16 protein-coding genes are annotated in these 14,052 nt (G+C 60.6%); 2 read left to right on the plus strand and 14 right to left on the minus strand.

Going from position 1 to position 14,052, the window contains the following annotated elements; all coding sequences use genetic code 11:
* Nucleotides 1–339 precede the first annotated feature (339 nt).
* From JQ629_RS32260 to JQ629_RS32275, 4 genes are all read right to left on the minus strand, one after another.
* Complete coding sequence (locus JQ629_RS32260; protein WP_212416044.1) at nucleotides 340–693, minus strand: NIPSNAP family protein; 354 nt, start codon at nucleotides 691–693, stop codon at nucleotides 340–342.
* 92 nt (nucleotides 694–785) lie between these two features.
* Nucleotides 786–1,697, minus strand: a complete 912-nt coding sequence (locus tag JQ629_RS32265) for a DMT family transporter (RefSeq protein WP_212416045.1) — start codon at nucleotides 1,695–1,697, stop codon at nucleotides 786–788.
* 172 nt (nucleotides 1,698–1,869) lie between these two features.
* On the minus strand, nucleotides 1,870–2,928 hold the full coding sequence (locus JQ629_RS32270) for a phosphotransferase family protein (protein ID WP_212416046.1): 1,059 nt from the start codon (nucleotides 2,926–2,928) through the stop codon (nucleotides 1,870–1,872).
* A gap of 162 nt (nucleotides 2,929–3,090) precedes the next feature.
* The gene (locus JQ629_RS32275) at nucleotides 3,091–4,323 is read right to left on the minus strand and encodes an acyl-CoA dehydrogenase family protein (protein WP_212264400.1); all 1,233 of its coding nucleotides are present in this window, start codon (nucleotides 4,321–4,323) and stop codon (nucleotides 3,091–3,093) included.
* 307 nt (nucleotides 4,324–4,630) lie between these two features.
* Between JQ629_RS32275 and JQ629_RS32280 the strand changes: the two genes are divergently transcribed.
* A complete protein-coding gene (locus JQ629_RS32280; RefSeq protein WP_212416047.1) occupies nucleotides 4,631–5,323 on the plus strand; it encodes a TetR/AcrR family transcriptional regulator in 693 nt (230 codons plus the stop codon).
* Nucleotide 5,324: 1 nt separating this feature from the next.
* Here JQ629_RS32280 and JQ629_RS32285 read toward each other — a convergent pair whose 3' ends face one another.
* The 9 genes from JQ629_RS32285 to JQ629_RS32320 form a co-directional block, all read right to left on the minus strand.
* Nucleotides 5,325–5,720: a RidA family protein gene (locus JQ629_RS32285; RefSeq protein WP_212416048.1), complete on the minus strand. Its 396-nt coding sequence runs from the start codon at nucleotides 5,718–5,720 to the stop codon at nucleotides 5,325–5,327.
* Between the two features lie 92 nt (nucleotides 5,721–5,812).
* The gene (locus JQ629_RS32290) at nucleotides 5,813–7,039 is read right to left on the minus strand and encodes a CaiB/BaiF CoA transferase family protein (protein ID WP_212416049.1); all 1,227 of its coding nucleotides are present in this window, start codon (nucleotides 7,037–7,039) and stop codon (nucleotides 5,813–5,815) included.
* 146 nt (nucleotides 7,040–7,185) lie between these two features.
* Nucleotides 7,186–7,857 (minus strand): NUDIX hydrolase, encoded by a 672-nt coding sequence (locus JQ629_RS37355; RefSeq protein ID WP_349631358.1) that lies wholly within the window; start codon nucleotides 7,855–7,857, stop codon nucleotides 7,186–7,188.
* 268 nt (nucleotides 7,858–8,125) lie between these two features.
* Nucleotides 8,126–9,319, minus strand: a complete 1,194-nt coding sequence (locus JQ629_RS32300) for a M20/M25/M40 family metallo-hydrolase (RefSeq protein WP_212416050.1) — start codon at nucleotides 9,317–9,319, stop codon at nucleotides 8,126–8,128.
* A gap of 118 nt (nucleotides 9,320–9,437) precedes the next feature.
* Complete coding sequence (locus JQ629_RS32305) at nucleotides 9,438–9,815, minus strand: YbaN family protein (RefSeq protein WP_212416051.1); 378 nt, start codon at nucleotides 9,813–9,815, stop codon at nucleotides 9,438–9,440.
* Nucleotides 9,815–10,234, minus strand: coding sequence for a DUF1801 domain-containing protein (locus JQ629_RS32310; RefSeq protein ID WP_212416052.1), 420 nt, complete (start codon nucleotides 10,232–10,234; stop codon nucleotides 9,815–9,817). Before JQ629_RS32310 ends, JQ629_RS32305 begins: the two co-directional genes overlap by 1 nt.
* A complete protein-coding gene (locus tag JQ629_RS37620; RefSeq protein WP_283815972.1) occupies nucleotides 10,231–10,359 on the minus strand; it encodes a hypothetical protein in 129 nt (42 codons plus the stop codon). The genes JQ629_RS32310 and JQ629_RS37620 overlap by 4 nt, the downstream gene beginning before the upstream one ends.
* Before the next feature lie 53 nt (nucleotides 10,360–10,412).
* Nucleotides 10,413–10,556 carry a hypothetical protein gene (locus tag JQ629_RS32315; RefSeq protein WP_212416053.1) on the minus strand — a complete coding sequence of 48 codons (144 nt, stop codon included), beginning with the start codon at nucleotides 10,554–10,556 and terminating at the stop codon, nucleotides 10,413–10,415.
* Between the two features lie 204 nt (nucleotides 10,557–10,760).
* Nucleotides 10,761–12,401: a phenylacetate--CoA ligase family protein gene (locus tag JQ629_RS32320; protein WP_212416054.1), complete on the minus strand. Its 1,641-nt coding sequence runs from the start codon at nucleotides 12,399–12,401 to the stop codon at nucleotides 10,761–10,763.
* Nucleotides 12,402–12,554: 153 nt separating this feature from the next.
* Between JQ629_RS32320 and JQ629_RS32325 the strand changes: the two genes are divergently transcribed.
* Nucleotides 12,555–12,857, plus strand: coding sequence for a hypothetical protein (locus JQ629_RS32325; protein WP_212416055.1), 303 nt, complete (start codon nucleotides 12,555–12,557; stop codon nucleotides 12,855–12,857).
* A 201-nt stretch (nucleotides 12,858–13,058) separates the two neighbouring features.
* Here the strand turns inward: JQ629_RS32325 and JQ629_RS32330 are convergent, their stop codons facing one another.
* Entirely contained in the window at nucleotides 13,059–14,003 is a 945-nt protein-coding gene (locus tag JQ629_RS32330) for a phosphotransferase (protein ID WP_212416056.1), read from the minus strand.
* Nucleotides 14,004–14,052 lie beyond the last annotated feature (49 nt).

The following is a 14,052-nucleotide window of genomic DNA, read 5'->3' on the forward strand; positions in this document are numbered from 1 at the left end:
AACGGGCACCAGGACCACACGGTTTTGCCGCACGCTTATCCACGCCGTCGTCGAGGCGTAAACCAGCGTCCACCGCATCCCGCCGCGCGTTCGTGACGTGCGCACGCCCCTCTTGTCGGGCGGGACGCGACAATTCAAACCGCTGATTTGCCCGACGAGGAAAGCGGAATTTTGCCCGTCGGGTTAATTTGTCGCACCTGCTGCCGCACATCCGTCATTGCGAGCCACCGGGTCGCGCGAATGCGCGCCCGATGACAGGCTCCGCGAAGCAATCCATAGCGCCGCAAGCGGAGGAATGGATTGCTTCGTCGCTTCGCTCCTCGCAATGACGGCGAGAACTTATGAGGCCTGCAACAGGCTTCGTTCTCGTGCCGGCGAATAATCCACCGGCGCCAGCAAGCGATCCTCGATCTGCCCGACCATCAGTCCGTGCTCCGCGTGTGTCACCCGCTTGAGTTCGGACCACTCGGCGTCCGCCATGAAGGCCGACCATGCCGCGGTCCTGGTCGCCTCGTCGGGCCATTCCAACAGATAGGCAAACTCGGTTCTGTCACCGAATTTGGTTTCCCACATCGCGACAATACGAAAGCCGTATCTGGTACGCATGATACGCGCCGCGTGATCGCGAAAACGGTTATGGAACGCGGCCTTGTTCTTTTCGAAGATTTCATAGATGCGAAGTTGTTGGATCATGGTCAGATCTCCTCTTGCGCCGGAGATATGATCGCGGGGTTGCCTGTCAACTGCCCGGGCCCCGCGATCGGCTCCATCAAACAACGTGACGCTCACAGCCCGTCGGGCGGGATGCCTGACGTGGTTGCCGCCACCGGCCGGGCGCGGACCCGTTCGCGGTAGAATGCGTAGAGGCCGGATGAGACGATGATCGCGGCGCCTGTTAGCATCATGGCATCAGGCTTGTCGCCGAACATGAAATAGCCGAGCAGCATGGCCCACAGCAGCGCCGAATAGCGGAACGGCGCTACCGCCGAGATATCGCCCGATCGCAGCGCCACGATCATGCATTGATAACCGATCAGCACCAGCACCGCCGCCAGCGCCAGCATGCCCAGCGCGTGATTGGACGGCGGCGTCCAGCCGCCGAGCGGAAACAGGATAATCGCGCCGGCCGATGTCACCGTCACCGCCATCAACAGCGTGATGAACAGCGAGGGGATTTGCGCGGGTATTTTCTTGGTCGCGAGGTCGCGCAGGGCGCAGAACGCCACCGAGACCAGCGCCAGCAGCGAAAACTGGTTGAAGCCCGCGATTCCCGGCCGCACGATGATGAGCATGCCGACAAAACCGGCCGCGATCGCCAGCCAGCGCCGCCAGCCGACCGGCTCGCGAAACACCAGCGCCGCGCCGAGCGTGATGGCGAGCGGCAAGGCCTGAAAGATCGCCGAGGTATTGGCCAGCGGCAGATGCGTGAGCGCCGCCATGAACGATATCGTGCCGCCGACCTCGCCGACGACGCGCAGCGCGACCGGCTTCGTCGCAACCGTGCGCAAGGGGCGCAACGCGCGCTGATGCAATGCGAGCGCTGCGACCAGCGCCATCGCGAACAGGCCACGCACCAGCATCACCTGGCCGAAATTGATTTCCGCCGACACCGCCTTGGTGATGGAGTCGTTGATCGTGAAGGCGGCCATGGCGGTGGCCATGATCAGGCTGCCGCGGATATTCGGGGAGAGAGCCAAGATGGATTCCGGTGAATCGCGGATCGTAGGATGGGCAAAGCGACAGCGTGCCCACCATTAGCAACAACGATCTGGAGAGATGGTGGGCACGGCGCTGACGCGCCTTTGCCCACCCTACGGATGCAATGAATGAAACATGGCGCGATCCGGATGGACCGCGCCATGTTGCAAATTATTTCGCACCGGCCTTCTGCGCGTATTCCCAGGACGCCTGCGACAGCGGCACCGTGCGCTTCGCCGACTCGATGGCCTTGGCGTTGGCCGCGGTGCCGTCGCGGATCCGGCCCGCAATACCCTGCGTGATGCCCGCAAGGCGGAACAGATTGTAGGAGAAGTACCAGTTCAGGTCGGGGACCTCGGTACCGGTCACGTTGCAGTAGATCTGCGCGGCCGCTTCCATGCTCGGGATGTTCAGCGCCTTCAGATCGGCGTTGGCGAGGCCCGGCATGGTCCATTGCATCAGGAGGTAAGTGAAGTCAGCCATGGGATCGCCGAGCGTCGACAATTCCCAGTCCAGCACCGCCTGCACGCGCGGTTCGGTGGAATGGAAGATCATATTGTCGAGGCGATAGTCGCCGTGGACGATCGAAACGCGCGACTGCTCCGGCACCGTCTTCGGCAGCCATTCGGCGAGCTTTTCGAATTCCGGAATGTGCTGGGTCTCGGAGGCGCGGTATTGCTTGGTCCAGCGATCGACCTGCCGCGCAAAATAATTGCCGGGCTTGCCGAAATCGCCGAGGCCGATGGCCTGCGGATCAAACAGATGCAGCTTCGCCAGCGTCTCGATCTTGCTGGTGAAAATCTTGTAGCGGTCATCAGGCGTCTGGGTCGGCAGCGTGGGATCCCACAGTACCCGCCCCTCTTCCATCGACATGATGTAGAAGGCCGAGCCGATCACGCCGTCGTCGGTGCAGAGCGCATAGGCCTTTGCAACCGGGAATCCCTGCTTGCTCAGCGCGGCGATGACGCGGAATTCGCGATCCACCGCATGCGCCGACGGCAGCAATTTGCCGAACGGCCTGCGGCGCATCACATAGGATCGTCCGGGCGTATTGAGCCGGTAAGTCGGGTTGGACTGGCCGCCCTTGAACTGCAGGACGGTCAGTGGTCCCTGATAGCCTTCAACGTTTTCGCGCATCCACGCGTCGAGGCGCTTTTCATCGATACGATGACGCTCCTCGACTTCCTTGGTGCCTGAAAACTCTTCGTCTTTCCTGACGCCGTCCGCCACGATGACGCTCCCTCACTTTATCATCCGTCATTCCGGGGCGATGCGCAGCATCGAACCCGGAATCTCGAGATTCCCCGGTTCGCAGTTGCGTACCTGTGGTCTGGTCCTACGGACCATCCCGGAATGACGGCGGGGAGAACGCGCCCCCATTTTGTTACTTAATTAGTGCGACGTGTTTGCATACTTCCGAAGTTCAAGTCTGGCAATGGCGCGATTGTGCACCTCGTCCGGACCGTCAGCCAGGCGGAGCGTACGGATATGGGCATAATCCTTCGCCAGGCCGGCTTCGTCGGAGACACCGCCGCCGCCATAGGCCTGGATGGCATTGTCGATGATCTTCAACGCCATGTTGGGCGCGGTGACCTTGATCATTGCGATCTCAGCCTGTGCAGTCTTGTTGCCGACCTTGTCCATCATGTCGGCAGCCTTGAGGCACAGCAGGCGATTCATCTCGATGTCGGCGCGCGCTTCGCCGATACGCTGTTCCCACACCGAGTGCTCGATGATCTTCTTGCCGAACGCGGTGCGCGAGGCCAGCCGCTTCACCATCTTCTCAAGCGCCTCTTCGGCCTTGCCGATGGTGCGCATGCAATGATGGATGCGGCCCGGACCAAGACGGCCCTGCGCGATCTCGAAGCCGCGCCCCTCGCCGAGCAGGATGTTTTCCGCAGGGACACGAACGTTTTCCAGCAACACCTGGGCGTGGCCGTGCGGCGCATCGTCATAGCCGAACACCGGAAGCATTTTCTCGACCTTGATGCCGGGGGTATCGAGCGGAACCAGGATCTGCGACTGCGCCTGGTGTTTCGCCGCGTTCGGATCGGTCTTGCCCATCAGGATCGCGATCTTGCAGCGGGGGTCGCCGACGCCTGACGACCACCATTTGCGGCCGTTGATGACGTAGTGGTCGCCATCCTTTGCGATGCGCGTTTCGATGTTGGTCGCGTCCGACGACGCCACCGCGGGCTCGGTCATCAGGAAGGCGGAACGGATTTCACCGTCCATCAGTGGCCGCAGCCACTTCCGCTTTTGCTCCTTGGTGCCGTAGCGGATAAACACTTCCATGTTACCGGTATCCGGGGCGGAACAATTGAACACTTCCGAAGCCCAGGAGATGCGGCCCATCTCTTCCGACAGCAACGCATATTCGAGGTTGGTCAATCCCGCGCCGCGGAATTCGTCATCCTCATGCGCGTTCGGCGGCATGAACATGTTCCAGAGGCCTTCGGCCTTGGCCTTCTTCTTCAGATCCTCGAGGATCGGAATGACCTTCCAGCGCGGTCCCTCCGCATCCTGCTTGTCGTAGATCGGCACCGCGGGCCGAACATGCGTTTTCATGAACGAACGAACGCGGTTGAGCCATTCGGTCTGGCGTTCTGACATATTGAAGTCCATGGGACGCTCCCTTGTGAAGATATTTGCTGGCTTTTGAAACCTTTGGCGGCACTGTCTGCCCGCCCCTCGCGCGCCGCAAGAGATTTGGTGGCGCACGAACCGAGGTGGATTGACATTTCCTGCCCTTCAAACGATAGTTTCATACAACTGTTTGAAATGCAACTCCCTCCGCTTCTCGTCATTCCGGGGCAGCCCGCAGGGCTGAACCCGGAATCCAGAGATTGCAGGATCGAGATTCCGGGTTCGCGCTTCGCGCGCCCCCAGGTGCGCAATTGCGCACCGAGAATGACGGGAAAGGCTCGAGGCTATGGCGTCCGATCATACCCGCTCCGCCATTCTCGCCGCCGCCGAACGGCTCTACGCCGATCGCGGGTTCGGCGATGTGACGCTGCGCGACATCGTTGCCGAGGCGAACGTCAATCTCGCCGCGGTGAATTATCATTTCGGATCGAAGGACGAGTTGATCGCGGAATTGTTCGTGACCCGCAGCCTCGCCACCAACCGCGAGCGGCTCAACGAATTGAAGGCGGCCGAGGAATCCGGCGGCGGCCGCGCCTCGATCGAGGCCATCATGCATGCGCTGGTCGGGCCGACCTTGCGCGGCTGCCTCGGCCCTGACCGCGAGGGCTCGACCGCGGCACGCTTCATGATCCGCGCGTCGATCGAGTCAGTGCCGCCGATCCGCCGCATCAAGAATCGCGAAGTCGATCATTTGCGGAAATTCGTCGCCGCGATGCGCCGCTCCCTGCCCGGCCGCGACGATGCCGAGCTCTATTGGGGCCTGCATTTTGCCCTCGCGATGTCGCACCACACCATCAGAGAAAAAGAGCGGCTGACGAAATTGTCGGAAGGTCAATGCGACCTCAACGACGTGAATGCGATCGTCGAACGCGTGGTCACGGTTTCGGTGATGGCGCTGACGGGCGGCGAGCCCGCAAAGAAAGCGCCGGCCCGGTCCATGGCGCCGCCGTATGGCCGGCTGACCCGGCAGGACCTGTAAGCTACATCATCGCCACGCAATCGATCTCGATGTCGAACGGCCCGGTCCATTCCGGGATGCAGACGAAGATGCGCGCCGGCGGGTCCTGTGGAAAGTAGCGCCGGTAGACCGAATTGACGGCTGCAAAGTGCCTGGCTGAGGTGCAGTAGATGTTGCACTTCATCACATTGTCCAGCGATGCGCCCGCGGCCTCCAGACAGCGTTTCATCTGCTCGAGAACCAGTTCGGTCTGGCGCTCGATCGGAACGCTGAGGATTTCGCCGGTCTGGGGATCGAACGGCGGCAGGCCGGAGACAAAGATCATGTTGCCGGCGCGCGTGACCGGCGATGCCGGAGGCGCGCCCCACCGCTCGAGCCAGGAGGAGATCGGTTCGACGCGGAGGGCTTCTCGTTTCATGGCGACACCTTCGATTGGCGGATCGACGGCGCAAGACTAATGTCATTCGCCGCGATCATGCTTCGAAGATGATCGAAATGTCGCTGTTTCGCCTAGACGATCTTCTGTGCCTTCAGCGCCTCGACCCTGGCGTCGTCATAACCGATCGTCGCCAGCACTTCCTTGGTGTGCGCGCCGAGTAGCGGCGGCGCGCGATAGTCCTTTACCGGCGTGCCGGAGAAGGAGATGGCATTGCGGATCAGCGACAGTTCGGGCTCGAAGGGATGATCGACCTTGACCCGCATGCCGCGCGACTGGACGTGCGGATCCGAAAACACCTGCTCGAAATTGTTGATCGGACCGGAGGGCACGCCGGCCTTCTCCAGCTCGTCCAGCCAGTACGCCACCGGCTTCTTCAGGAACAATCCTGCGAAGATCGCCATGATCTCCTTGCCGTGCACGACGCGGTCGTTGTTCTTGAGGAATCTTGAATCGGTCGCGAGCTCGGGAGCGCCCAGCACGGCGCAGGTGCGCGCGAACTGGCCGTCATTGCCGACCACCAGCATCAATTCGCCATCGGTGGCGCGGAACACGCCGGCCGGCATGCCGCCATTGCCCCAGGTGCCGCGCCGCGGCGGGGTCACGCCGTTGACGAGGTAGATCTGCAGCCAATGCGACAGCGAGGCGATCACGGTGTCGAGCAGGCAGACGTCGACATGCTGCCCCTCCCCGCCATTGACCTTGCGGTGAAACAGCGCCGAGAGAATGCCGATCGAGGTGTTCATGCCGGTCATGTAGTCGACGATCGACGGGCCGACCTTCATCGGCCCCTCGCCGGGCTCGCCGTCGATATGACCGGTGACGCTCATCAGGCCGCCCATCGCCTGCAAAATCGCGTCGTAGCCGGCGCGCGGCGCGTAAGGCCCGGTCTGGCCGAAACCGGTCACCGAGCAATAGATGATGCCGGGATTGATCGCCTTGATCGATTCATAATCCAGCCGGTAGCGCTTGAGATCGCCGACCTTGTAATTCTCCATCATCACGTCGCAGGATTTTGCGAGCTCGCGGATGATGTCCTGGCCTTCCGGCGAGGCGATGTTGACGGTGACCGACTTCTTGTTGCGGTTGGCGCACAGATAGAACGAGTTGTTGTTGTTGGCCTTGCCTTCGGGGTCCTGCAGGTATGGCGGGCCGAAAGCGCGGGCATCGTCGCCGCCGCCGGGACGCTCGATCTTGATCACCTCGGCGCCGAGATCGCCCAGCATCTGTGCCGACAAGGGCCCCGCCAGCACCCGCGTCAGGTCGAGAATTTTGATGCCTTTGAGTGGCAGAGCCGACATGAAACTTCCTCCGAAACTTTTGATTTGGTGGCGCCGGAATGTCCCCCCGGCGCGCGATGCCCAGCCGATACACTATTTTGCGGCCATGAGCCCTGCATTCGCGGCATGCAGCTATCCGCCTGTGGCTTGCGGCGCGCCGAAACGCCTCAGCCCGGCGCGTTGAACGTCCGCGCAAAAAACACCGGGGATCTGGCCTTCTTCAGCCGGTAAAGCTGGGCCGGCCGGTTCGGCCCCTTGCGCATTTTGGCCACCGGCTCGATCAGGTCCGCCGCCAGCATCCGGGTGCGGAACGCGCTCTTTTCCAGCGGGCGGTCGAGCACGATCTCGTAGACCCGCTGCAGATCCGGCAGGGTGAATTCCGGCGGCATCAGATAGGCCGGCAGCGAGGTGTACTCGACCTTGCTGCGCAGGCGCTGGACTGCCGCCTCCAGAATATCGGCATGGTCGAAGGCAAGCCTGACCCTTGGCTTGCCTGAACCAACGGCAAACCACCGCGCATCGGCGGCACCGGGGCCGCTCGCGGGCAAATCGGGCATCAGCGCGAAATAGGCGTGGGTCGCCGACCATGGCTCAGCGTCCGCTCTCTCATGCCGGAAAACGGCGTCATCTTCAGCGACGGCATCGAAGCCGACCGCCTGGAGTTCAATTCGGGGACCGAGGCGCAGATCACGGTCGCCGATCGGGTCGGCCGGCTGGTCGTGTGACGGAGCGATCGTCTTTGGTCCGATAGGAACGGAAACGCCATCGGTGACGTTATTCCGGATCGGTTTGGTTTGCGACCATGCGTCGTTGCGAACTAGCTGAAAACGGGTGCCCACATGCCGGAAACCAAAACCAGTCGGCAAATCTACGACGAGAGCATCAAAATTCGTCGGCAAGTCGATGACGGCCGACCGAGGCAATCGGAGGACGACATTCAGCGCGAGCAGCTCGGACCGCGCGGGGTACCCGGACAGCCGGATCCCGCAATAATGGTCCCGCAACGCAGAAAGAAGACTCCGTCGGATTTTGATCCCGGCCATACGGCTTAGGACGGCTGCATCAAGGTTGTCTTGTGCCTCACTGAACCGCAGTGGCAGGCCCCACTCACCGCATCGTCGCGAGCTGGACTGCAAGCGCGCACGCCTTGTCGTACTCGTCGAGATTGATCCACTCGTCGATCGTGTGCGGCTCGTTCTGCCCGGCGCCGAAGGTCACCGTCGGAACGCCGTGGCGGACCATCCAGTTGGCATCCAGCCCGCCATTGGCGGCGCGGATGGCCGGCGTTGCGCCGATGCCGGACACGGCCTCGATCGCGCGCTTGACCACGGGCAGGCTCTCCTTCATGCGGAACGGATAATAGTCGGTCTCGGCCTTGAACTTGACGCGGCCTGATTTGCCGTCGCTGTTCTTCACGCTCTTTGCGGCCTTCTCGAACGCCGCCTTGTAGGCTTTCGTGATCTCCTTGAAGAACTTGCTGTCGTGGCTGCGGCTTTCGCCGCGTACATGCACATAATCGGTGACGACATTGGTGGCGTCGCCGGCCGGCCTTCCCTCGCCGCCGGTGACGGGACCGACATTGCTGGTGCCCTGCAGCTTGCGCTTCACCACCTTGCCGAACCAGCCACCGGCCTTCACGTCGGCGAGCGCGAGCGCCAGGATCATGGTCGAACTGATCCCGCGCTCGGGTGCGACGCCGGCGTGCGAGGCGCGACCGAAAATCTCGACCTGCCAGCGATCCGCGCCGACGGCGCCGATCGTGACATTGGAGGCAGAGCCACCGTCGTAGTTGAAGGCCATGACCGGCGAGCCGAGTTCGTCGGTCTTGACGTGGCGCGCCCCGTAAAGCCCGCTCTCCTCGCGGACGCAGAACAGCAGCGTGATCGGCGGATGATCGAGCTTCTGTTTCGCAAGTTCGGCCGCCAGCGTGACGAGAACGCCGCAGCCGGCGCGGTTGTCGCCGCCGAGCGCGGTCTTCGCGTCATTGACGATCTTGCGCCCCGCCAGTTTTGGTTTGGCGCCGGCGCACAGCGGCACGGTGTCCATGTGGGTCATGAACATGATCCGCGGCTGGTTATGCATCGCGCCGCGGCCGGGCAGATCGACAATGAGATTGCCGGTCTCCGTCGGCACGGGAATGCGGGTGTTGGCGTCGTCGAGACGGATCGCGGTCGCCGGCACGCCGCTTTCCTGCAGCGCCGCGCTGAGCTCGCGTCCGATCGCGGCCTCCTTTCCGGTCACGCCCTCGACAGCGAGGAAGCGCATGAGGCGGTCGGTGGCGGTTTTGACGTCGACTTGCATGGTGGGTTTCCTGATGAGGCTCTGCGGGGCTCGTGAGCATCGTTCGAGACGGCCGGCTGCACAAGGCTAGCCGGATCAGGACTGGCATGCGGAGACCACTGCGCTCGTGGCGCGAGCGCTAGATCGAAGTGTCCTGCCGGGCCACCGCCGGACGCGAGACGACGTAGGCGGCGCAGGCCAAAAAACCCGCCGCCACGGCCAGGGCGAGCGGCACTGACGGCGCGAAAGTATAACAGAAGACAGCGAACCCGAACGCCATCCCCGCGCAAGCCATGATCTTGGCCGGGCGCGGGATAGCTCCGGCGGCGCGCCAATCCCGCAGCGGCTTGCCCAGTGTCGGATGCCCGAGCAGCCAGGCCTCGAAACGCGGCGAGGAACGCGCGAAACACCACGCTGCGATGATTAAGAAAACCGCCCCCGGCATCAGCGGCATCACGAGGCCAATCACGCCAAGCGCGACCATCACCCAACCCAGACCAAAGTAGATGATGCGCATCAGACCTGCCGCCTGTTGCCTTTCTTCGAAGCCGGCTTTGCCGCGTGCACCGGATTGCCAAGCGTCTGGTTGAGCGCGACGGCCTCCCGAGCCAGGCGACGCGCGATCGATGGCTTGATGGACATTCCCTCCCGCAGGACCAGCGTGGCCATCTCGTTCTTGCCTGCCTTCTTGAGGCGAGGCTCTATGTCACTCAGTCGCTGGCCTCTCCAGAAGCCGAACAGCACCCGCTCCTCCTCGGCGCGGATCAGCAGAGTCGGTCCATTAGCCAGATAAACGAGGTGGCCCCATTTCACGACTTCTTCCAGGGCCGAAACTGCGCGAACCGCCGCGCGCAGGGATTCAACACACTCGCGGCGCCAGCCGAAGAGGGCGACGACATACGCGTCGGGGCTGGCAGCAGGTGTCATCTTCTTCATGTCAGATCCACGTTCATCCACCCGACCGCCGGATTCGATCGGCGCCACTGCAAAGCAATCAAACGGCTGATTGCATGCAGATCTGCGGTCACCTCGATACGAACCTTAAACATGACGAATTCCATGCTTTGGGGTCCGTGGCCACAGACGGTTAAGTCGGCAGGCTGCTCGCCGTCGTCTACCAGAGATCGGGCCGGTTCGAGGAGGCGAAGGCGGCGATCCAGGATGGACTGAGGCTGCGGCCCGGCACGACGAAGCTGACCGTCTGGCCGCCGACGAAGAACTTGAGTCCGGTGTATGTCGCCGCGGCCGATCGGGTCATTCAGTCCATGGTGGACGCCGGCTTGCCGGAGCAGTGAACGCGGTGGCGACCTTACCATTACGGCGTTGACCTCATTGCTCTGGGCTTTGGGCAGCATTAGCTTCAAAGGATCGCTCGGATCGATGTCCCGAGCAATAGGTGTCTTTTGAAACCGCTACTGAGATGCAGTTCGTCACTCCGTGGCCACGCGAAATGAAGCGGCGCTCACCGCACCTCGGGGCGACTAGTCAGAGTCGATCTCGTAAAAAGGTTGACGTTGAGTTTGAGTTCCCCCGCCGAAATTAGCTTTCGAATCGATGAGTCCTCTTCGATGATGGCTTCCGCGATCGCTGTGCGTGTTCTCTCCACCCAACGCTGGCCAGCAAGCGCATAGCACTCTACGTCGATTTCAAGCCCGACCGTCGTGCCTTGCTCGAGCCGCATCCGGTACTGAGGGCGAGGAATTTTGGGGACACAAGCAAATCGGTCGAGCGCGTTCCGAACCGGGACAGGCGGAATGGCGAATCGTGTGCCGTCCGAGCTCGTTATGGAAAGCACATCCCGGGTGCGGCCAAGGAAATCGACACTCCGACCGGCAAAACCGCAAGTGCAAAACTCTTCGCTTAATTTACCCCAGTCTCCAACCTCGTATCGCAGGAACACGGCCGAGCGTTGAAACGGATAAAGCCCCGTCAGATAGATATCGCCCTGCTCATCCTTCGCAACCGCCTTCCCTGCACCATTGAGCACCTCGGGAAAAATGTTGGGACCAAAGTGATAGCGACCTGGATGGTCCTCGCATTCTACAGCTCCTCCGACTATTTCGGAACAGCTATACGTCGTGTGCAATCGGGCACCCCAACTCTCCTGCAGCCAACGTCGCGTCGTAGGACCAACCCATGACCCGGTGACAAGCAGATTCTTTACCGACGAATCCTTCGGTTCCATGCCGCGTTGAAGCATGTATTTTGTGAGCAGGATCAGACCGAACGGAGGAGTAGCGTGGATGGTTTGGATCTGCTTGAGCCCGTTCCTCGAGGGAAACTCGACGAAGACTTGAGCAGCAATGTAGTCCCACAAATCCCACCTGTTCTCGTGAAGGGCGTTCGTCTCATAGGTTGCAAGGACGGTGTCTCCGCCGGCCAGCGGAGCGCCAATCAGGCGGCCGGCTGGCATAAGCCGCAACGTCATACCGTAGGGTGATTCTACCGCGGTATCGTCCGAGCTGCCGTATTTTGAGAAAGCCTCATTCTCGGCGCGGCAATGAGGCACCAAGAGTGCGCGCCCGGTCGTTGTCGCAGACGTCGCAGTGTAGAAATCTACCGGTGCCTCTTTCGCGCAAATCGAAAGTAAGTCTCGTTCTGCCTCGTTTCGCCGTAGTACTGGCAGGGCTTCCATTTGATCTAGGGCCGTTATTGCTATCGGATACCTGGAACTTGCATAGCGCGAGCATGTCGCACCAGCATGTGCAAGCGTCAGGTTAAGGAGATCAACCACCTCATTCGCACCGGAGTCGACCGCGGCGACAGAATCCAGGGCCGCCGCCAGACGGTTCTGGTCTCTCGCTTGGCTACCCATAATGGACAGCAGGTTAGCAATTGCATCCCGCCGTTGCGGTGCAGCACTTCCAATCCAACAAGCAAAACTTGTCAGTCGCGCGGTGTCACGCGCATGTTCCTGCAAGGTCGATATCAGCAAGGATCCTGCGTGGAACCCCAGGTTGCCGTTCGCATTATCGGCGATCAACGTCGCCAAGCGGCCAAGGGCATCGATCACCGGCCGAGCAATTTCCACACCGGAGTTGGAGACGTTGCTGTCTGCACTTCGAAGCCAGTCTGCCAAGCTCGATATGTTGTCGATGCGCATCAATCCGCCCGTCGCTCGCCCAACGTCACAGAAAGCATCACACGACCTCTAATTTCCGTTTTTCGCAGCACAACCCAGTTGGCCGAACAACCAAGACGTGCTAAAGCGTATGAATTCGCTGTAGTGTTGGCAAGAGAGCAATGGAGACGGTCGATGGCTGATACGAAAGAGACTGCGAAGCAAATGGTGAAGCAATCAACTAATGATGCCAAGGTGTTGGCTGCATTACTTGCTCAAAGCGAACAGTTTGCAGATGTTATGAGCGACTTGCTGGTCGCAGAAGTCGACGGTTCTCCCGAATTCGAACGAGCCATGAGTGACGCAAAAGCGCATCTTATCAGCCGCAAGGTCGAACTTCCGTCCAATGCACGGGTCACTTTTACGAAGAACAGCCCCTTCACGGTAACGGTTTGCGTCAACGAGTCATGCGTATCCGTCACAGTTAAAGTGCAGTGACTGCGAGCAATCTTCAACTTTCATTGAGATTTCTGCGCGCTGCCAAGCAGCCGCCGGACCAAGGTATCATCCGGCGTCAATTTCGCTAAATGTGTCGACGAGCTGGGAACGCGAATTACGCCTCCCGGAGCGCCGAGTTGTATCGCCCCAGTTTGGCGTCTATCGAGCTCATGCTGCCACAAGTTCGTAGGGCGGCGGTAGCTACCGACGCCCTTTTAGATGCGTTGCGCGCTCTGCGATCAAATCAACAAACCTGGCCTTATTGCTCCATGGACATGCAAGACAGGCATCGCCTGCCTCAAGCCGAGCGATGTAGCCGAGCACGTTGAGGTTCGATAAAAGCCCATAGAACGCGAACCGAAATTCTTCATTCGTCGCCAGGGCAAGGTTTCGTAAGAACCGCTCACCGAGCGGCGTTCCTTTCATGCACGCGTAAAATTGTGCGTATGCATACAACGGGTCACCGCTCACAAATGACTTTAGATCAAGGAGAGTTACATCTCCATTTTCAGCGACAAGAATGTTCTTTGTGTTCAGATCAACCGGCACCAACTTGGGGCCGCTAAAATCAAACTCTTCCGGACGAGAAATAAGCATTTGCCGAGGCAACGAGTAGGTGTCAGCGGAGACGATCGGATTACGGCGAAACGTCTCCTCAATTTTACCCGCCATATCATTCAAAAGGAACGCTGCCCAAGACGACACCGTACCGCGAGTGACCGTTGCATCAAGGCGCCCATACAGCTCCGCTTCGATCGCAGTTACAGCCTCAATCATTTGCGCGATGTTATTCGACACGACGTCGAGTCGACCATCGCTGAGCTCCTCATTTGAAAGCAGCGCAAAGAGTGTCTGACCCTCTATGTATTTGTAGACGGCAAACCGATGCGGTATCAAAGTTTCCGAATTATCGGAAAGCAGCAATTCTCGTGTCTTAGCAAGGCCGTTCAGCCGCTTTGACAATTCGATCTCGCGCGTTGGGCCGGCGCGCTGCGATGGGCGAACGTCGTATATTTTAGCGATAAATTTCCCATGCGCGCATTCGATCAACCAGATCTCGTTACTATCGCTCGCTATTCTGCGGCGAGAAAGAATCTTGCCGGTGCTATGCTCAATCGTTGATTCAATGTGATGAAGTTCGGTCATACGCCAGCCGGGCCGTCTTTGACAGAAGCGAGGCAAGTACACGGTCGCA

The organism is Bradyrhizobium sp. AUGA SZCCT0222 (assembly GCF_018130205.1).
Taxonomy (GTDB): domain Bacteria; phylum Pseudomonadota; class Alphaproteobacteria; order Rhizobiales; family Xanthobacteraceae; genus Bradyrhizobium.